The sequence below is a fragment of the Agrococcus carbonis genome (assembly GCF_900104705.1).
Lineage (GTDB): Bacteria > Actinomycetota > Actinomycetes > Actinomycetales > Microbacteriaceae > Agrococcus > Agrococcus carbonis.
On record NZ_LT629734.1, the window covers coordinates 2,164,389 to 2,183,629 of the forward strand.

15 protein-coding genes are annotated in these 19,241 nt (G+C 74.1%); 4 read left to right on the forward strand and 11 right to left on the reverse strand.

Going from position 1 to position 19,241, the window contains the following annotated elements:
- Nucleotides 1-79: 79 nt before the first annotated feature.
- Entirely contained in the window at nt 80-1,534 is a 1,455-nt protein-coding gene (locus BLT67_RS10465; RefSeq protein ID WP_092667627.1) for a polysaccharide biosynthesis tyrosine autokinase, read from the forward strand.
- Between the two features lie 1,314 nt (nt 1,535-2,848).
- Here the strand turns inward: BLT67_RS10465 and BLT67_RS10470 are convergent.
- The 6 genes from BLT67_RS10470 to BLT67_RS10495 all read right to left on the reverse strand — a co-directional run bounded on the left by BLT67_RS10470 (nt 2,849) and on the right by BLT67_RS10495 (nt 10,881).
- Nucleotides 2,849-3,898 (reverse strand): glycosyltransferase family protein, encoded by a 1,050-nt coding sequence (locus BLT67_RS10470; protein WP_092666963.1) that lies wholly within the window; start codon nt 3,896-3,898, stop codon nt 2,849-2,851.
- The gene (locus tag BLT67_RS10475) at nt 3,898-5,181 is read right to left on the reverse strand and encodes a hypothetical protein (RefSeq protein ID WP_092666964.1); all 1,284 of its coding nucleotides are present in this window, start codon (nt 5,179-5,181) and stop codon (nt 3,898-3,900) included. Before BLT67_RS10475 ends, BLT67_RS10470 begins: the two co-directional genes overlap by 1 nt.
- Before the next feature lie 2 nt (nt 5,182-5,183).
- Nucleotides 5,184-6,371, reverse strand: coding sequence for a glycosyltransferase (locus BLT67_RS13605; protein ID WP_092666965.1), 1,188 nt, complete (start codon nt 6,369-6,371; stop codon nt 5,184-5,186).
- The gene (locus BLT67_RS10485) at nt 6,368-7,513 is read right to left on the reverse strand and encodes a DegT/DnrJ/EryC1/StrS family aminotransferase (RefSeq protein ID WP_092666966.1); all 1,146 of its coding nucleotides are present in this window, start codon (nt 7,511-7,513) and stop codon (nt 6,368-6,370) included. The genes BLT67_RS13605 and BLT67_RS10485 overlap by 4 nt, the downstream gene beginning before the upstream one ends.
- Entirely contained in the window at nt 7,510-9,486 is a 1,977-nt protein-coding gene (locus BLT67_RS10490; RefSeq protein WP_092666967.1) for a polysaccharide biosynthesis protein, read from the reverse strand. The genes BLT67_RS10485 and BLT67_RS10490 overlap by 4 nt, the downstream gene beginning before the upstream one ends.
- A gap of 192 nt (nt 9,487-9,678) precedes the next feature.
- Nucleotides 9,679-10,881 carry a cysteine desulfurase-like protein gene (locus tag BLT67_RS10495; RefSeq protein WP_092666968.1) on the reverse strand — a complete coding sequence of 401 codons (1,203 nt, stop codon included), beginning with the start codon at nt 10,879-10,881 and terminating at the stop codon, nt 9,679-9,681.
- 214 nt (nt 10,882-11,095) lie between these two features.
- Here BLT67_RS10495 and BLT67_RS10500 point away from each other — a divergent pair, with 214 nt between their 5' ends.
- A complete protein-coding gene (locus tag BLT67_RS10500; protein WP_157674323.1) occupies nt 11,096-12,430 on the forward strand; it encodes a glycosyltransferase in 1,335 nt (444 codons plus the stop codon).
- On the opposite strand, the gene BLT67_RS10505 is transcribed toward BLT67_RS10500, so the two are convergent.
- On the reverse strand, nt 12,414-13,088 hold the full coding sequence (locus BLT67_RS10505; RefSeq protein ID WP_092666970.1) for a hypothetical protein: 675 nt from the start codon (nt 13,086-13,088) through the stop codon (nt 12,414-12,416). The two genes, BLT67_RS10500 and BLT67_RS10505, sit on opposite strands and share 17 nt — an antisense overlap.
- A 191-nt stretch (nt 13,089-13,279) precedes the next feature.
- Here BLT67_RS10505 and BLT67_RS10510 point away from each other — a divergent pair, with 191 nt between their 5' ends.
- Nucleotides 13,280-13,828, forward strand: coding sequence for a hypothetical protein (locus BLT67_RS10510; RefSeq protein WP_092666971.1), 549 nt, complete (start codon nt 13,280-13,282; stop codon nt 13,826-13,828).
- Nucleotides 13,829-13,856: 28 nt separating this feature from the next.
- On the opposite strand, the gene BLT67_RS10515 is transcribed toward BLT67_RS10510, so the two are convergent.
- From BLT67_RS10515 to galE, 4 genes are all read right to left on the reverse strand, one after another.
- Nucleotides 13,857-14,450, reverse strand: coding sequence for an NADPH-dependent FMN reductase (locus BLT67_RS10515; RefSeq protein ID WP_092666972.1), 594 nt, complete (start codon nt 14,448-14,450; stop codon nt 13,857-13,859).
- Nucleotides 14,451-14,517: 67 nt separating this feature from the next.
- Nucleotides 14,518-15,600, reverse strand: a complete 1,083-nt coding sequence (locus BLT67_RS10520) for an ATP-grasp domain-containing protein (RefSeq protein WP_092666973.1) — start codon at nt 15,598-15,600, stop codon at nt 14,518-14,520.
- Between the two features lie 145 nt (nt 15,601-15,745).
- A complete protein-coding gene (locus tag BLT67_RS10525; protein WP_092666974.1) occupies nt 15,746-16,231 on the reverse strand; it encodes a VanZ family protein in 486 nt (161 codons plus the stop codon).
- 19 nt (nt 16,232-16,250) lie between these two features.
- The gene (galE, locus tag BLT67_RS10530; RefSeq protein ID WP_092666975.1) at nt 16,251-17,261 is read right to left on the reverse strand and encodes a UDP-glucose 4-epimerase GalE; all 1,011 of its coding nucleotides are present in this window, start codon (nt 17,259-17,261) and stop codon (nt 16,251-16,253) included.
- Nucleotides 17,262-17,353: 92 nt separating this feature from the next.
- On the opposite strand from galE, the gene BLT67_RS10535 reads away from it, so the two are divergent.
- Entirely contained in the window at nt 17,354-19,228 is a 1,875-nt protein-coding gene (locus tag BLT67_RS10535; RefSeq protein WP_231945472.1) for a glycosyltransferase, read from the forward strand.
- Nucleotides 19,229-19,241 lie beyond the last annotated feature (13 nt).

The window sequence follows — 19,241 nt, forward strand, 5'->3', positions numbered from 1 at the left end:
TCGGCGCCGACGCTCGGCGTGCCACGATGACCCTGCGTGCGTCACGGCCGACGCGCCAACCCATGCGATGGGGGTCACGTTGGAGCTCAGGGATTTCGCTCGCCTGCTCAGGAAGTACTGGGCGCTGCTCATCGTGGCGACGCTCCTCGGCGTGGGCGCCGGCTGGCTCGCGGCGCTGCTGCAGCCGCCGACCTACACCGCGTCGACGCGGGTCTTCGTCTCGGTGCGCTCCGGCGAGACCGCGTCCGACCTCGCGCAGGGCAGCAGCTACACGGAGTCGAGGGTCGCGAGCTACGCGAGCCTCGCGAACTCGCAGCGCGTGCTCGACGACGTCATCGCCCAGCTCGAGCTCGGCACCGACTACTGGACCCTCGCCGAGCACGTGGAGGCCACGATCGTGCCGGACACGACGGTGATCGACATCACCGCATCCGACGGGGACGCGGTGCGCGCGGTGGCGCTCGCGGACGCGACGGCGGCGAGCCTCTCGACGACCGTGAGCGAGATCGAGTCGCGGCCGGGCCTGTCGAGCCCCGTGCAGCTCGCCGTCGTGCAGGCGGCTCGGCCCCCCGAGGCGCCGACGACCCCGCGCCCCGCGCTCTACATGACCCTCGCGGGCCTGCTCGGACTCGCGCTCGCGGCGGTCATCGCCGTGCTCCGCGACGCGCTCGACACGCGCATCCACGCCGAGCGGGATCTGCGGGACATCACGACGGCGCCGCTGCTGGGCGCCATCGGGCTCGACCCCAAGGCCAAGCAGCGGCCCCTCGTGATGCGCGCCGACCCCCACAGCATGCGCGCGGAGTCCTTCCGGGCACTGCGCACGAGCCTGCGCTTCGTCGGCATCGACGAGCGCGCGCGGACGTTCGTGGTCACCTCGCCCCTCCCGGGCATGGCGAAGAGCACGACGACGGCCAACCTCGGCCTCGCGCTCGCCGACGCGGGGCAGCGCGTCATCGTCGTCGACGCCGACCTTCGCAAGCCCAAGATCGCCGAGTACCTCAACCTCGAGGGCAGCGTCGGCCTGACCGACGTGCTCATCGGCTCCGCCCGGCTCCCCGACGTCGTGCAGCAGTGGGGCGACACGTGCCTCAGCGTGCTGCCGGCGGGGCAGATCCCGCCGAACCCGTCCGAGATGCTCAGCTCGAAGGCGATGAGCGCGCTGCTCGACCGCCTGCGGCACGACTACGACTGCGTCCTGGTCGATTCGCCGCCGCTGCTGCCGGTCACGGATGCGGCGGTCATCGCCGAGCAGGTCGACGCGGCGCTGATGGTCGTCTCGGTGCGCCGCACGAAGAAGCACCAGCTCGAGCTCGCGCTGCGTCGGCTCAGCACCGTGGATGCGCGGGTCGGGGGCATCGTGTTCACGATGGTGCCGCTGCGCGAGGCCGAGGTGTACGGCTACGGCAGCTACGGCGCAGCCGCGTCGCCGACGCCGCCGGCGGCGGCATCGGACGAGCCGGCTGCCCGTGGCAGCGAGCCCGCAGAGTCGGCCGACCCGGCCGAGCCGGTCGGCCGCAGCGCGGCGTCGTGACGCTGCCCGTCGCCTGAGACCAGCACGGTGTTGACGGCGCCGAGCGCGAGCGCGATCGCCCACATGTGGCCGGGGGCCTGGAGATAGGGGTTCGAGGCGTTGGCGACGAGCATCGCGATCGCTCCGGTCGCCGTCACGATGAGCACGGGCGCGGCGGACGGGTCGAGGAGCGCGGCCCGGCGGAGGGCCGCGACGGCGCAGCAGGCGGCGATGCACAGCAGCACGATGCCGAGCGCGCCGACCTGGAACGCGAGCAGGTGGTACTGCAGCTCGAACTCCCACGGCCGCTCGAGGTTGCGCGCGTAGCCGCTCTCGAGCACGGCGCCGAAGCCGTGGCCGAAGAGGGGGCGCTGCGCGGCCTCGTCGAGCAGGATGCGGCTCTGGTCGGTGCGCACGGCGACGCCGACCGCGCCCTGATCCGGGCTGAAGAAGTCGGCGAGCGCCCGCAGCGCCCGCTGGACCGCGGCCTGCTCGAGCACGCGGGGCGCGAGGATCGCCGCGGCAGGCACCGCGAGGATGCCCGTGACCGCGACCCACCGCGGCACGCGCGCGCGCCGCCCGGTCGCCGTGAGCATCCGCAGGGCCGCGACGATGAGCGGCGTCAGCAGCACGGTGAGGATGATGGCGCGGCGGCCGCCCAGCATGACGGCGGCGATCGCGCTCGCGCCCGCGGCGAGCCGGAGCGCCACGCCCGGCAGCCACGGATGCGCGCCGACGAGCAGCGACGCGGTCCACATGGGCGCGGCGGCCGCGAGCGTCGAGAGCCCGTAGAGGCGGATGACGGTCGCGGGCCCGGTGCCGTCGAAGCCCGCGCCGCTCTCCTCGAGGAGGACCGGCGGGATGACCGACGGCAGGATGCCTGCCTGAGCGCCGACGTAGAGCACGATGAAGGCCGAGAGCGCGATCGTCGCCCACGCGGCCGCGAGCATCGTGAGCCGCAGCAGCGGCGCGCGCAGGGCGACCGCCCACAGGCCGAACGCGACGGGGCCGGCGACCCAGGTGATGAGGGCGTAGGCCCAGCCCGGGTTGTCGATGCCCACGACGCTGCCGAGCGCGACGACCATCGCGAACAGGGCGATGCACGGCACGAGCAGCGGGGAGACCCGGCGGCGGTGCGCCATCGCGAGCCCTGCCGCCGTGAGGCCCAGCACGCCCAGGACCGGGATCAGCACCTCGTTCGATCCGACCGGTCGCAGCATGAGGTAGATGAGGCACAGCGTGACGACGACGCCGCCGAAGGTGGCCCGCGAGCGGCTGCCGGGCTCGGGCGCCGCGTGCCCGCCGCCCGCGACCGCCGGATGCTCGCGCACGCGCTCAGCGAACCGCATCGGCGACTCCGACCGCGCTCCGCCACGCCGTGCTCCACGCAGCGAACGAGTAGTGCTCGTCGATCGCCCGGCGCGCTCGCGCGCCCAGCCGCTCCGCCTCCACGGGCGAGAGCCGCGCCATCGCGACGAGCGCTTCGCTCCAATCCTGTGGCGACGTCGGCGCGAACCCGCCCGCGCGCGCGAGCGCCTGCGCGTTCGCGCCGACCGGGCTGCCCACCATCGGCAGCGCGGAGGCGCCGTACTGCAGCAGCTTGTAGGCGCACTTGCCGAGCGACCACGGCTCGTCGGTGAGCGGCATGATGCCGAAGTCGGCGGCCGCGAGCTCGGCGGCGTAGGTGGCCTCGTGCCAGTCGACGCGGTCGACGATCGCGTCGATGGCGCCGAGCGACGCGCGGCCGGCGCTCACGACGGTCAGCCGCATCCCCGTCGCCTCGTGCGCGGTCAGCAGCGGCTGCGCGATCGAGCGCAGGTAGGGCTCCGTGCTGGGCGAGCCGAGCCAGATCGCTCGGGGTGCGCCGGCGCGCTCGTACGTCGTCTTGCGGGTGTAGCGATCCGGCTCGACGCAGCTCGGCACGACCACGACGTGCGATGCGTGCCGAGCGGCCGCCTCGGCGAGCCAGTCGTTGCCGGCGATCACGGTGTCCGCCGCCTCGACCGCGCGCCGCCACTGGCGGTGCGGGGCGAAGAGGCGCCCCGCGAGGTCGTGCCGCGGCAGCTGGATGGCGTCGTCGAAGTCGTACACGCCATGGTCGGCGGCGGCGAGCAGCCGTGCCTCGACGCCGCCGCGGCTGAAGGGCGACGCGCGCCGCGACATGACGAGCGTGCTGCCGGGCACGTCGCGGACGAGCGCGCGGAGCCCGGCTTCGGCGCGCAGCACCGCGCGCGGCTCGGCGGCGATCGAGCCGAGCCGGTTGTCGCGCCCGCCGAGGTAGGTGTGGGATGCGTGCGGGATCCCGAGGTGCGCGAGCCAGTCGAACAGCCGCACGCGGGCGCTGCTGCCGGCCGGCCCGTAGGAGGAGACGGTGACGAGCGGCATCAGCGGCTCGCTCTCGTGCGGCGCGCGTGGAGCGAGAGCTCGAGCAGCAGGATGGCGGCCGCGAGCGCGATCGCGAGCGCGAAGCCCCACAGCGCCGCGGAGAGGCCGCCGATCGCCGCGCCGCCCAGCGGGCCCGCGGCGGCGAGCGCGAGGGACGCGACGCGGGTGCGCAGCAGGGCCCGCCCCGGGAGGTGGATCCGGGCGGCGAGGTAGTAGAAGTGTGCGGGCAGCGCGCTCGCGACGAGGAGCGCGACCGGCGCGAGGTGGGGGAGCAGCGCGTGCAGCACGCTCCCCGGCATGAGGCCGAGTGCGTCGATGACGAGCAGCGCGCCGACGACGGCGCCCGCGACCGCGGCTCCGGCCCCCACCGAGAGCGCGAAGGCGCGCGCGCCGACGAGCGGATCGATGCCCCAGCGGGTCATGAGCGGTCGCAGCGGGCCGAGCAGGAGGAGCGACGGCGACGTCATGCTCTGCGCCGCGCGGTACACGCCGTAGCCCCCGAGTCCGAGCGGACCGGCGAGGAGCGCCGGGACGGCGATCGACCCGGCGTCGAGCAGCAGCGACTCCGTCAGCAGCACGCGGACGTCGGCGCCGTGGCGAGCGAGCCAGCCGCGGAGCCTGAGGCGTCGCCACGGGACGCGCTGTGAGAGCAGGATGCCGGCGAGGTTGCCGGCGAGCCAGGCCGCGGCGACAGCCTCGAGCGGCTGCAGCGCGGTCGTCGCGAGCGCCCAGCTCGCGACCGTCACGGCCGTCGCCGTGAGGTCCGGCGCGGTGAGGTGGCGCCCGTCGTGCTCGGCGGCCGCGACGTAGCGGGCGCCCGCGCGGTAGGCGGCGAGCACGGCAGCGGCACCGAGCGCCCACATCGCCCACGGCGCGCCGATCACCGCGAGCACCGCGGCGAGCACGGCGGCGCCCGAGACGACGAGCGCGAGGAGCGCGCCGCAGTACGCCGCCCATGGCGCCCGGTCGGCGTCGTCGCCGCGCGCCCACGGCTCCGAGACGATCGAGAGGCTCAGCGACAGCATCCACGCGAAGGCGAGGTAGACGAGCCCGAAGGCGCCGTAGTCGTGCGGCGCGAGCGTGAGCACGGCGATCACCTGGATGGCGAGCTGCTGCACCGCCATCGCGATGTACGCGACGACGAGCCCGCGGCGCGTCATCGACGGGCCGCGCTGGTGGCCTGGCGAGTGGGCCGCTCGAGCGGGCACGGCCCCGCCCGGCCCGCCCGCGGCGCGCGCATGGGCGGGCACCGATGCGCCGCCGGCCGCGCTCTGCGCCGCCACGGTCAGGATCCTTCGGCTCGCGCCGGCACGGTGGGTGCGGCGGATGCGGGCGGTGCGGCGGGTGCGGGCCGTGCGGCGGATGTGGGCGGTGCGGCGGATGCGGGCGGTGCGGCGGATGCGGGCAGTGGCGCGACGCGGTCGACGAACGCGAGGATCTCGTCGGCCGCGCGGGTGTACGACAGCAGCGCGGGGTCGGGGAGATCCTCGCCGCGCGTGCGCGCGGCGTCGAGCACCGCATCCGCGAGCGCCTCGATGTCGCCCTCGGGCGCGGTGCGCGTGCCCGGCACGTCGCGCACGCCCTTGACGTCGAAGCCGGCCGTCGGGATGCCCATGGCGACCGCCTCGAGGGCGACGCGGGGCAGCCCCTCCCACCGGGAGGTCTGCACGAGCGCGTGCGCGCGCGCGAAGTGCGGCCGCGGGTCGACGTAGCCGGGGAAGCGCACCGGCAGGGCGCTGCCGACGCGATCGCGCAGCGGCGCCCAGCGCGCTCCCTCGCCGAGCATGTCGAGCTCGACCGGTACGCCCCGCGCGAGCAGCGCCTCGACGAGCGCCACAGCGGCCTCGGGCTGCTTCCGCGCCGTGAACTCGCCGCACCACACGAGGCGCAGGGGCTCCCCGGGCCGCCACGCCTCGCGGGGCTCCCGGGCGTAGCGGGCGACGTCGAGCCCGACGCCGCCCGGCAGGCGCACGCGCGGCACGTGCGGGGCGCGATCGGCGAACCACTCCTCGTCGGCGTCGTTGATGCAGATCACGCCGGCGCTCCGGTGCAGCAGGACGCGCTCCGCCGCGCGGAAGGGCGCGTCGCGCAGCCGCGAGCCGTTCCAGTGGAGGCCGTGGCAGAAGTAGACGACCGGGACGGGCAACGCCACGATGCGGCTGAGCGCCGACGCCGTCGCGGTGCTCGTGATGACGACGTCGAGCCGGTCGCGCAGCACCCACGCTCGCAGCGCCCTCGGCGCGCGCACGTTCGCGATCCGCGGCGCGCGCGTCATCCCGTCGATCACCCGCTGCTCGGCGAACCGCCGCGACCGGTCGCCGGCGGCGGTGCTGACGCGCACCCCGGCGCGCGTCCAGTGCTCGACGATCTCGGGGAAGAACGCGTCGAGCGTCGAGCCGACCGAGGTCAGCAGCCCGATCGACCGCGTCGCTCCCCGTGCGCCGTCGCTCGTGCGGGGGATCCCGGCGGTCATGCGTGCGCTCCCGTCGCGTGGTGCGCGAGCGCGGCGCTCAGCGCGTCGAGCACGCGATCGACCGCGGCGTCGTCGAGCGCCGAGCCGCTCGGCAGCGCGAGGCCGCGGGAGAAGAGCCGGTCGGCCGCCCCCGAGAGGAACGCGCGCCGGCCGCGGAAGGCGGGCTGCCGGTGCATCGGCTTCCAGAGCGGGCGCGCCTCGATGCCGCGCCGGTCGAGCGCCTCGGCGAGCGCCGTCGGCGTCGGGCCCGCGGCGTCGAGCAGGATCGCGGTGAGCCAGCAGTTGTCCTCGGCGTCGCCCTCGCCCTGGAAGAGCGCGATGCCCGGCGCCTCGGCCACGAACGCCCGGTAGCGCTCGCGGATCGCCCGGCGCCGCGCGATCATCGCGTCGAGCCGCGCGAGCTGTGCGCGGCCCATCGCGGCGAGCAGGTTCGAGAGGCGGTAGTTGAACCCGATCTCGGCGTGCTCGTAGTGCCTCGCGGGCTCGCGCGCCTGCGTCGCGAGGTGCCGCGCGCGGGCGATGAGCGCTGCGTCGTCCGAGAGCAGCATGCCGCCGCCCGAGGTCGTGGCGATCTTGTTGCCGTTGAAGGAGAAGACGGATGCGTCGGCGAGCGACCCGGCGCGTCGGCCCCCGTGCGAGGCGCCGAGCGACTCGGCGGCGTCGGAGAGCACCGCCAGGCCGAAGCGGCGGGCGATCGGCAGGATCGCCGAGTAGTCGGCCGCGCGGCCCAGCAGGTCGACCGGCACGATCGCGGCGACGTCGACGCCGTCGCGCTGCAGCTCGCGGAGCGCCGCCTCGAGCAGGGTGGGGTCGAGGTTGCCCGTGACTGGGTCGCAGTCGACGAAGACCGGCTCGGCGCCGGTGTAGCAGATGGCGTTCGCGGTCGCGGCGAAGGTCATCGTCGACGTCACGACGGCGGTGCCGGGCCGCGCGCCCATGCCGAGCAGCCCGAGGTGCAGCGCCGCCGTGCCCGACGCCAGGGCGACGGCGTGCGCGACGCCGACGCGGTCGGCGAGCTCGCGCTCGAAGGCGTCGACGTCGGGCCCGAGCGGGGCGATCCAGCCCGAGTCGAACGCCGCGACGATCGCCGCCAGCTCGGCGGCGCCCACGTCGGGCGCGGAGAGGTGGATGCGCTCGCTCATCGCGCGGCCCGGTTCGGCTGGCCGAGGGAGACCGGCGCGTGCTCGACGGGCGCGTGCTCGACGAGCGCCGGCTGTGTCGGCCGACGGCTGGGCGGCGGCGCGACCGCGGGAGCGGGGCCGGGCAGCTCGACCGCAGCGGCGACGAGGGGCGACCCGCGGCGCTCGGGCGCCCGCCGCGCGGGGCCCGCGTCCGCGCCCTCGCGCCACAGCGCATCCCACGCCGACTTCCGCAGCCGCCACGGCTCGAGCGGCTCGATGCGCGTGTGGGTGATCTTGTCGTGGAAGGGGCGCTCGTCGTGCTCGCCGGCGCCGATGAGGTCCTCGTGCAGCTTCTCGTGCGGGCGCAGGCCCGTGAAGACGATGTCGATCGGGCGCCCCGACATGCGGATCATCTGCTTCGCGACGTCGAGGATCCGCACCGGCTCGCCCATGTCGAGGATGAGCACCTCGCCGGGCCGCCCGATCCCGCCCGCCTGCACGACGAGCTGGCACGCCTCGGGGATCGTCATGAAGTAGCGCGTGACGTCGGGATGCGTGACCGTGAGCGGACCGCCCGCCTCGATGAGCGCGGTGAAGACGGGCACCATCGAGCCGCGGCTGCCGAGCACGTTGCCGAAGCGCACCGAGAGGTAGCGGCCGCAGCCGCGCGCGGCGAACGCGGCCGTGAGGCGCTCGGCGTGCTGCTTCGAGTGGCCGAGCACGCTCGTGGGGTTCGCGGCCTTGTCGGTCGAGATGTTGACGAAGGTCTCGACGCCCGCCGCGTGGGCGGCCTCGAGCACGTTGCGCGTGCCGAGGACGTTGGTCTTCCACGCCTCGTCGGGGTACTGCTCGAGCATCGGCAGGTGCTTGAGGGCCGCGGCGTGGAAGACGACCTCCGGCCGACGGCGGGCCATGAGCGCGCGGATGGCCTCGGCGTCGCGGATGTCGGCGAGGATCACCTCGTCGGTGTGGAGGAGCCCGTGCCCGGCGAGGTCGATCTGCACCGCCTGGAGGGCCGACTCGTCGCGATCGAGCATCATGAGCTCGGCGGGGCCGAAGCGCGCGATCTGGCGGCAGAGCTCCGAGCCGATCGAGCCGCCCGCACCCGTGACGAGCACGCGCTTGCCCGCGAGGTAGCCGGCGACGGTCGCGACGTCGGTGTCGACGGGGTGCCGGCCGACGATGTCCTCGATCGTGATGTCGCGGAGGTCGGTCATGCCGCGGCGGCCGTCGAGCAGCTCCTCGAGCGGCGGCATCACGAGCACGCGCAGCGACGCCTCGGCGGCGCGCTCGGTGATGCGCAGCAGCAGGTCGGCGTCGGCGCGGCAGATGGCGACGATGACGGCGGTCGCGTTCGTGCGGCGCGCGAGCCGCGCGAGCTGGTCGCCCGTGCCGCGCACGCGCACGCCGCAGTGCATCGCGCCGAGCTCCTCGGGCGCGTCGTCGACGAACGCGACCGGGATGAACGGCGAGCCGCGGTCGATGCGCATCCGCTTGACGAGGCTCGTGCCCGCGACCCCGGCGCCGTAGACGAGCGCGCGCTCGGCGTCGCGCGACGGGCGGCTCGCGCGCTCCTCGCTCATGCGGTGCACCCAGCGGGCGAGCGCCATGATGAGGAAGGCGATGGGGGCGGCGACGAGCGGCACGTTGCGGGGGATGCCCATGTCGGGTCCCGCGATCAGCACCGGCAGGCCGACGGCCGCGGTCGTGGAGAGCGCGGCGACCCCCACCCGCAGCAGCTCGTCGAGGCTGCCGACGTCGAACCGGCCCCGGTAGAGCGACAGAGCGGTGCCGGCGACGAGGTGGGCCGCGCACATTGCGATGCACAGCAGCAGCACCGTCCGCTCGTCGTACTCGGCGGCGCCGAAGTCGAAGCGCAGCCACGTGCCTGCGACGAGCGCGCTCATCCACGCTCCGGCATCGGTGAGGTAGAGGGGCCAGGTGACGCGGGCGCGCAGGACTCGGAGCGTCGAGTCGCCGCGCCCGATCGTCATCGTGACCTCCGATCTGGTCGGAGCGTAAAACGCATCAGTGTTACAAAACAGCGTTCTCGGCAAATGCACGGAATGCTCGACATCCGATCCTGAGCGATTGCGCTCGTGCGCCGCCGGGTTCAGGGCCCGCTGAGGATGCGTTGAGCGGGCGGGGGCCGTCCGGCCCCGGCCGCGGTCACGGCCGCGTCGGGCTCAGAGCACCTCGGCGAGCCGCTCGAGCAGCCGGTCGACCTCTGCGTCGTCGTTGTAGGGGGCGAGGCCGACGCGCACGCCCGCCCGCACCTCCGCGTCGAGCCCCAGCGCCGCGAAGGGCTCGTGCGCGTAGAAGGTGCCCGCGGGCGCCGCGATCTCGCGATCGGCGAGCGCGCGCGAGACCTCGAACGGGTCGCGCCCGGGGGTCGTGAAGAAGAGCGTCGATGTGCGCTCGGGGGCGATCGAGTGCAGCTGCACGCGGTCGCCGAGGCCCGCGAGGCCCTCCTCGATGCGCGCGCGCAGGCGCAGCTCGTGGCGCTCGATCTTCCCGTTGGCGCTCGCGAGCCGTTCGCGCCGCGTCGCGCCGGTGCCGAGGCCGGCGATGAAGTCGACCGCCGCGGTCGCGCCCGCCATGACCTCGTAGGGCAGCGTGCCGAGCTCGAAGCGCTCGGGCACCTCGTCGGTCGAGGGCAGCAGCTTGTCGGGGTGCAGCGTCTCGAGCAGCGCCGGGTCAGCGGCGAGCGCGGCGCAGTGCGGGCCGTAGAGCTTGTAGGGCGAGCAGACGAAGAGGTCGGCGCCGAGCGCGGCCATGTCGACCGCGGCGTGCGCGGTGTAGTGCACGCCGTCGACGTGCACGAGCGCGCCGACCGCGTGCGCGCGCTCGGCGATGCGGGCGACGGGCGGCATGGTGCCGAGCAGGTTGGATGCGGCGGTCACCGCCACGAGGCGCGTGCGGTCGGTGATGACCTCGTCGAGCGACGCGAGGTCGAGCTCGGCCGTGGCGGGATCGAGCCGCAGCCAGCGCACGACGGCGCCCGCCGCATCCGCCGCCTGGATCCACGGGCGCACGTTCGCGTCGTGGTCGAGCTGCGAGACGACGACCTCGTCGCCCGGTCGCCAGGTCTTGGCGATCGCGCGCGAGAGGTCGTAGGTGAGCTGCGTGGCGCTGCGCCCGTAGACGATGCCGCGGCGGTCGGCGCCGAGCAGGTCGGCGTAGGCGCTGCGGAACGCGGCGACGGCGGCGTCGGCGTTCCGCTCGGCCTCGGTGACGGTGCCGCGGTTCGAGAGGGGAGCGGCGAGCGTGCCGGCGATGGCCTGGCCGACGATCGCCGGGGTTTGCGTGCCGCCGGGGCCGTCGAAGTGGGCGATGCCGCTCGACAGCGACGGGAAGTGGGCGCGCAGGGCGGGGATGTCGAGGGTCATGGCGCTCCTTCGGGCGGGCACGCGGCGCTCCGGTGGGAGGCGCCCGGCTCACCCTCTCATTCTCGAGGCGCTGCGGCGCGACGGCGCGCTCCTGTCGCGCGGATCCGTGAGCGGAGCCTCGCGAGCGCCGCAGGGAAGACGCAGGATGCTCAGCCTCTGTAACAGTGTTCGTCAATTCCCGTCCGCCGGGGCGAAGCGCGACTACCGTGACTCCATGGCACACCTGCTCGTGACCGCGATGCCGTTCGCGGGCCACGCTCGGCCGATGACGGCGGTCGCCGCCGCGCTCCTCGAGCGCGGCCACCGCGTCACGGCCTACACGGGCGCGGCCTACGCGGATGCGTTCGACGAGCTCGGGTGCGAGGTCGTGCAGTGGCGCGACGCGCAGGACTTCGACGAGCTGCACGTCGCCGCGACCTTCCCGCGCGTCGACCGGCCGGGGCTGCTCGGCAGCTTCGGCACCCTGCGCGACCTGCTGCTCGGCACGGCGGCCGGGCAGCTCGAGGACATCGCGGCGGCCCACGCGCGCGACCCCTTCGACGCGCTCGTGGGCGACGTCATGGCCGTCGGCACCGCCCTCGCGGCCGAGCGGCTCGGCCTGCCGTGGGCGACGATCTCGCTCGTGCCGCTCTCGCTGCCGAGCCAGGACCTGCCGCCGGCGGGCCTCGCGCTGCGCCCGGGGCAGGGCGTGATGGGGCGGGTGCGCGACCGCGTGCTGCGGGCGCTCGTGCCCACCGCCTCGCGCTCGCTCGACCGCGCGTGGCAAGCCGTGCGAGCGCAAGCGGGGCTGCCGCGCGGGAAGCCCTTCGGCGAGGCGCTCTACTCGCCGCGCCTCGTGATCGCGACCGGCTCGCCGCTGCTCGAGTGGCCGCGGGGCGACCTGCCGGCGAGCGTCGAGTTCGTCGGCCTGCTGGCGCCGCGCGAGGCGCACCTCGACGAGCGGCCGCTGTGGACGGAGACCCTCGCGGGCGAGCCGCGCGCGGTCGTGCTCGTCACCCAGGGCACGTTCGAGACCGACCCGCGCGAGCTGCTCGTGCCGGCGCTCGAGGGCCTGGCGCACGACCCCGTGCGGGTGGTCGGCACGACCGCCGGTGTCGCGTTCCCCGTCGAGGTGCCGGCGAATGCCCGGCTCGTCGACTTCGTGCCCTTCGCCGCGGTCGCGCCCCACGCATCCGTCGGCGTCACGAACGGCGGATGGGTGGGCGTGCTCGAGATGCTGTCGGTGGGCGTGCCGCTCGTGGTCGCGGGGGGCTCGCTCGACAAGCCCGAGATCGCCGCGCGCGTGGCGTGGTCGGGCGCCGGCATCGATCTGCGCACGCGCCAGCCGCGCCCGATCCGGGTGCGGAACGCCGTGCGCGAGGTGCTGCGCGAGCCGTCGTTCCGCGAGCGGGCGCGCGCGATCAGCGACGAGTTCGCGACGCTCGGCGGCGCGACGCGCACCGCGACCCTCGTGGAGGGGCTGCTGCCGGTGCAGCCGCCGGAGCGCCGCAGGACGGAGTGCCGTTCCCACGGCGACGCGGCGTGCGACGGCGTCAGCGCAGCGCCTTGAGCGTGCACTGCTCGGGCGACCTGCTCAGCTGCTCGCACATGTTGCGCACGAACCGGTCCTGCGCGCTCGCGTAGTCCTCCGAGACGGGCAGCTCGCGCGAGTCGAAGCCCACCATCTCGTCGATCATCACGCGGGCCGCGGCGACGGCGTCGCTGTCGCCGTAGACGAGCAGCTCGTTGAACGCGTTCGCGACGTCGTCGTGCGCGAGGTTCACGTCCTGCACGAGGTCGAGGTAGCGCTCGTCCTCGGCGAGCGCGGCGGCGAGCTCCTCGTCGGTGCCCGGCCACTCGTCGTAGCCGTTGCGCGCCATGTGGTCGGCGAGGGCCGTGTTGGCCGCCTGGTAGGCGCTCGCGGCGCGCAGCATCTGCACGTTGCCCGAGATCGCGAGCGTGCGCTGCTCGGCCTCGCGCGTGCGCTCGAGCTCCGAGCCGATCTGCCACGCGGTCGCGACGAGCGTGAGCGAGCCCACGAGCAGCGGCACGCCGAGCTGCAGCGCCCAGCGCAGCAGCCACGAGCGTCGTCGCGCTCGCGCGGCCGCGACCTCCGGATGCGCGTCGGTCGGTGCGGATGCGGCCCGCGGGGGAGGCGCGGGTTCGGGCGACGCCGGGGCCGGGACGCGCGCCATGTCCGCTGCGCGCTGCGGTGCGGCGTCCTCCATCACTGCCTCCACGACCCGACGGTGCGGCGATGCTCCCGAGCGCAGTCTGCTCCCGGGCGCTCAGCGCGGCCCGTCGCGCGGCGCGCGATCGGCTCAGCAGTGCCGTCGCGCGGCGTTCGGCGACCCCGACGCTGAGCCGATCTTGATCGGCGCGCGGCATGTCAGACAGGCAAAGTTTCTACGCTTGCAGGGTGCCGATCCTCCTCACCCGCCCCCGCGCCCAGGCGACCGAGCGCACCGTCCGGGTGCTCGCCGTCTACGACGGCGACGCCGAGCGCTCGCGGCGCGTGATCGCGCGCGTGCTGGACGAGGTGGGGGAGGCGCTCGGCCGCGAGCGGTTCGCGGCGGCCGTCGACGTGCGCGCGCTCGACCTCGAGCTCGAGCCGTCGCGCAGCGCGCAGCTCGCGGCGTGCCGGGAGGCCGAGCTCGTCATCGGCCTCGACGCCGACCACCTGCGGGGCCTCGCCCGGCCGCTGCTCGCCCGCCACCGCGTCTTCACGCTCGAGGAGCTCACGCTCACGCTCGAGCGGGTCGCCCACGCGCCGACCGCGCACGCGGTCGTCTCGATCCTCGACCGCGGCCACGCGGCGTTCTCGCGCTCGGTCGTCAAGGCGGCGTGCGCGGCGCGAGGGCTCACGCACGTGGTGCGGGCGCGCCGACGCGCGGCGACGGTCGAGGAGTACGCGCCGCGGCTGGCGCGTGCCTTGAGCGAGCTCGCGATCGGCTGCGCGCTGCCCTGACCGCGCACGCGATCGCAGGCCTGAGGCGTCAGCGCTGCTGCGGCACCACCGTCAGCACGCGGCGGACGAAGTCGTCGTAGGCGTTCATGTAGCTCTGCAGGAAGCCCTTCGTCGACTCGTTCGTGCAGTTGTCGTCGTCGTCGAAGTCCTCCTCCTTGAACGTGATGTAGGCCTCGATCTCGTTCATCAGCGGCGCGTTGCAGAAGGACATGATCGCCTTGAGGTGCTGCTGCCCCACGGCAGTGCCGATCCCGCCCGGCGATGCGCCGGCGATGCCGACGGGCTTCCGCGCGAGAGAGTTCGTGCCCCACGGGCGCGATGCCCAGTCGATCGCGTTCTTGAGCGCGCCGGGGATCGACCGGTTGTACTCGGGCGTCACGATGAGGATGCCGTCGGACGACTCGATCTGCCGCTTGAGCTCCTGCGCCTCGGGCGGGTAGTCGCCGTCGAGGTCGTGGTTGTAGAGGCCGAGCTTGTCGATCTCGATGTAGGAGCACTGCAGGTCTTCGGGAGCGAGCTTCATCATCGCGTTCGCGAGACGCCGGTTGATCGACGAGGCGGCGATGCTGCCGCAGATGACGCCGATCGAGTACGGGGGTTCGTGGTGGAAGGTGTCAGCCATGGGGCCAGCATGGCCCCGAGGGGCGCGGCTGTCGAGGGTCGTCTCTGCGCTCGCGCGGGACGCCCCGTCACGTCGCGGCCGCCTCCGATCGGACGACGTCGACCGCCTTCGCCGACACCACGCCCGGTCGCGAGCGCAGCCATCCGGCGTCGACCGGCAGCCCGAGCGCCCACGCGACGATCGCCGATGGCGCGTCGGCGCCTGCGAGGTGCGAGAAGGGGTAGCCGCCCCCGAACCTCGGGTTCACGTCGATGAGCCACGCGCGGCCCGTGGGGTCGAGGATCACGTCGCTGTCGATGACGCCGCGGTGCCGGGTCAGGGATGCGAGCTGCCGCGTCAGCGCCCCGAACGGCTCGGCCTCCGCCGAGACGGCCCGCTCCGTCTCGCCGTGCCGCATCGCGAGCTTCCGCCGCGCGAGGCACCCCGCGTAGCGGCGTTCGAAGTCGCCGAGCACGTCGACGCCGTACTCCACGCCGTCGATGCGCTGCTGCACGACGATCTGGGCGGCAGGGTCGTCGCCCTCGAGCACCCGCTGGCCGCGCCGGTCGAGCACCTCGGCTGCTGCGGCCGCGACGGCGTCGCGCAGGTCGCGCGCCTCGGCGAAGCGCAGCCCCGCCGACCCGCTGCCGAACCGCGACTTCACCACGAAGCGCTCGCCCTCGCCCTGCGCCTCACCGCTCAGGAGGGCGGATCCGAGCCAGGTCGCGGGCACGTCGATGCCGACGGCGGCGGCCGCCGAGGCCATCGCCCACTTGTCCTCGACGATCCGCTGCTCGTCTCGCCCGAGCACGAGCAGCGCCGGTGGCACGGGTTCCAGCTCAGACCACAGCGACAGCTCGAAGTCGTTGATGCTCAGTGCGAGATCGACCTCGTGCTCGACGACCACCGCGCGCAGCCAGTGCTCGTAGCCGGGCTCCGAGATGCGCGGGGAGCGGATGAAGCGGTCCGCCGACGCGGCGGCCGGGGCGTACGGATCGGCGTCCGCGACGACGACCCGGCCCGCGACGCCGTTGCGCTCCAGTGCCTCGCGGAACCACCGCACGAGGTACGGCCGGCGGCCGGCGGAGCAGAGCAGCACGGTGGCCGTTGCCCTGCCGGGCACACCGGCCGCGCCGGGGGTGCTCGTCTGTCGGTTCAGCTCCGTGACCACGCTGACCTCCTCGCTGCTGGGAGCGTAGGGCCTCGGCGCGCACGGCGGCAGAAGCCTCAGGAGAAGCAGATGCTGCGGTGCCGCCCGTGCTGAGCCGCCGCGTCGGCCAGCGAAGGGCGAGCGACGGCGGTCAGCCGAGCTGGGCTTATCGAGGGGGCGCGACCGTCGGCGGCGACGCCGCACGCCGCCGAGCGAGCCGCACGATCCCCTCGATCACTGTGGCGAGCAGCACCCCGATCGCGGCGCCGAGCCCGTTCGCGATCACGTCGCGCACGGTCGCGACGCGCCCAGGCAACAGCACGTGCTGCGCGAGCTCGACGCCGGCCGAGAGCGCGACGCACAGCAGCAGCGCGAGCCACCACCGCCGCGCGCCCAGCACGAAGGTGACGAGCAGCGCGAGCGGCACGAACATCGCGACGTTCGCGAGCACCTCGAGCCGCGTCCAGTACACCCACTCGAGCATGCCGCGCGTGTGGAACCACTCGAGCCCGCGCACGATGCGCGGCTTGGCGCGCAGCAGGAAGTGCGTCGGCCAGAGCGTCACCATGAGCACCGCCGGCACCGCGAGCGCGAGCCCGACCGCGCCGAGCGTGCGGAGCGGTGTGGTGGAGGAGCTGCCTCGCTCGGTCATGGCGGTAGCCAGGAAGGTGTTACGAGCGGTACCCGCGCGGATTCGCGCGCTGCCACCGCCACGCGTCGGCGACCGCTTCGTCGAACGCACGGCGAGCGCGCCAGCCGAGGCGCTGATGTGCGAGTGCGGGATTCGCCGTCGCATGTGCCGAGTCGCCGTCTCGCCGAGCCACGATGCGGTGCGGCAGCCTGCGACCGACCACGTCCTCGAAGGCGCGCACGGCTTCGAGCACCGAGACGCCTCGGCCCGTGCCGAGGTTCACCGTCAGCACGCCCGGCTCCAGAGCCTCGAGGGCCGCAACGTGGCCCTCGGCGAGATCGAGCACGTGGATGTAGTCGCGTACACCTGTCCCGTCCGCAGTGTCGTAATCCCCGCCAAAGATCTGGAGCTGCTCGCGAACGCCGGCTGCCACCTGCGAGATGTACGGCATCAAGTTGTTCGGAATGTCTTGCGGATCCTCACCGATCTCTCCAGACGGATGCGCCCCCACGGGGTTGAAGTACCGCAGCACTGCCGCTTGCAGTCGCTCGTTCGCGACGCCGGCGTCCGCGATGATCGCCTCGATCATCGCCTTCGTGCGGCCGTACGGATGCGCGAGGTCGAGCCCGCTCGGTGCTTGCTCGTCAAGCAGAGGACCGGGTCGCTCGTAGACCGCGGCGGAGGACGAGAACACCAGCCGTTGCACGTCGCAGTCTGCCATCGCCTCGAGCACGGCGAGCGCCGAGTCGATGTTCACCCGGTAGTAGCGAAGCGGGTGCGAGATCGACGCATTCGGGGACTTGAGGCTCGCGAAGTGGATGACAGCGTCGACCCGATGCTCACGCATAACTCGGCCGAGGAGCGCGCTGTCGGCCGCGTCTCCCACGACGAGCGGCAGATCCCGGCCGACGAGGCGAGCCGCACGGCGCACCGCCTCCTCAGAGCTGTTCGACAGATCGTCGACGATGACGACGTCGTGCCCATGCTCGATCAGGGTGATCGCCGTGTGCGAGCCGATGTAGCCCGCCCCGCCGGTCAACAGCACGCGCATGACGCTCCTAGGTGTGGGGGATGCCTCCATCGTAAAGGAGGGGGATTCGCGGGTTGGGCGAGCGGCGCGCCGATGCGCGAGAGGATGGACGCGTGAAGCCCCTGCAGACGTTCCGCACCGGCCTGTGGCACCTCCGCACCGGAGGGCCGCGGCAGCTGCGCTCCTGGCTGCAGCGGCGCGGCATGGCCGAACGCAACGGCGCCGCCCGAGGGCAGGGCAGCGACCTGCGCCAGGGGATGCCCGTCTGGCCCGTCGCCGGCCGCGGCCCCCGCCGCCCCGGCACGCGCGTGGGCGTGATCATGGACACCTTCTCGGCTGCCGCGTGGGGCTACGAGTTCGCCGTCGTCGAGCTGAAGCCGAAGGAGTGGCGCGAGCAGCTCGCGCGCGAGCCGATCGAGCTGCTCTTCGTCGAGTCGGCGTGGTCGGGCTCGAACGGCGCGTGGAAGTTCCAGCTGAGCGGGCCCAAGGCGCCGCCCCAGGCGCTCCGCGACCTCGTCGCGCACTGCCGCGACCACGGCATCCCCACCGTCTTCTGGAACAAGGAGGACCCGCCGCACTTCGATGACTTCCTCGAGACGGCGCGGCTCTTCGACCGCGTGTTCACGACCGACGAGGCGATGATCCCGCGCTACCGCGAGGCGCTCGGCCACGACCGCATCGAGGTGCTGGGCTTCGCCGCGCAGCCCGCGTTGCACCACCCGATGCGCCAGCAGGGGCTGCACCAGCAGCTCGACATCGGCTTCGGCGGCAGCTACTGGAGCCACAAGTTCCCCGAGCGGCAGGCGCAGATGGATCTGCTGCTCGGCGCCGCCGCCGACGTGGCCGAGCGCCGCCCGATCGACTTCGACATCTACTCGCGCTTCGAGCACGACCCGAAGTACCGGTTCCCCGAGGCCTTCGAGCCGTACGTGCGAGGCTCGCTCGACTACGACCGGATGCTGACCGCCTACCGGGCGCACAAGGTGATGCTCAACGTCAACTCGGTCGTCGACAGCCCGACGATGCTCGCGCGCCGCGTGTTTGAGATCCTCGCGAGCGGCACGCCCGTCGTCACGACGCGCAGCCCCGCGGTCGAGCACTGGTTCGACGAGCGCGAGATCTCGATCGTCGACGACCGCGAGGAGGCCGCGCTCGTGCTGCGCGCCCTCGTGCGCTCGCCCGAGCTGCGCGACCGCCAGGTGCACCTCGCGCAGCGCCGCATCTGGCGCGAGCACACCTTCTCGCGCCGTGCGACGCAGGTGCTCGAGTCGGTGGGCGTGACGGATGCGGCGGCGTGGCACGCACCGCGCGTGAGCGTCGTCGCCCCTACGATCCGCCCGCACCTCGTGCCGGGCATCATCGAGACCGCGGGCCGGCAGGTGGGCGTCGATGTGCAGCTCGCCCTGCTGCTGCACGGCTTCGACGCCGACGAGGCCGAGCTGCAGGCGATGGCCCGCGAGGCCGGCCTCGCCGAGCTCGTCGTGCTCCGCGCCGGCCGCGAGACGAGCCTCGGCGCCAACCTCAACCGGCTGGTCGCCGCGACCGACGGCGACATCGTCGCGAAGCTCGACGACGACGACCTCTACGGCGAGCACTATTTGCTCGACTCGTGCTTTGCGCTCGACTACTCGGGCGCCGAGCTCGTCGGCAAGCACGCCCGCTACCTCTACCTCGAGTCGGCGGATGCGACGGTGCTGCAGTCGCCCGAGCGCGAGCACCGCTGGACCGATCTCGTCGGCGGCCCGACCATGGTGGGTCCGCGCGCCACGTGGGAGGCGACGCCGTTCGAGGATCGCACCCTGGGGGAGGACACCGCCTTCCAGCGCGCTATCCTCGCCGCCGGCGGCGGCATCTACAGCGCCGACCGCTTCAACTTCCTGCAGCTGCGCTCAGCCCGCGGGCACACCTGGAGCATCGACGACGAGCGCATCCTCGCGAACAGCGACGTGCACTCGTTCGGGCGCGCGACCGAGCACATCCTGCTCTGAGGTCGCCCGCGCC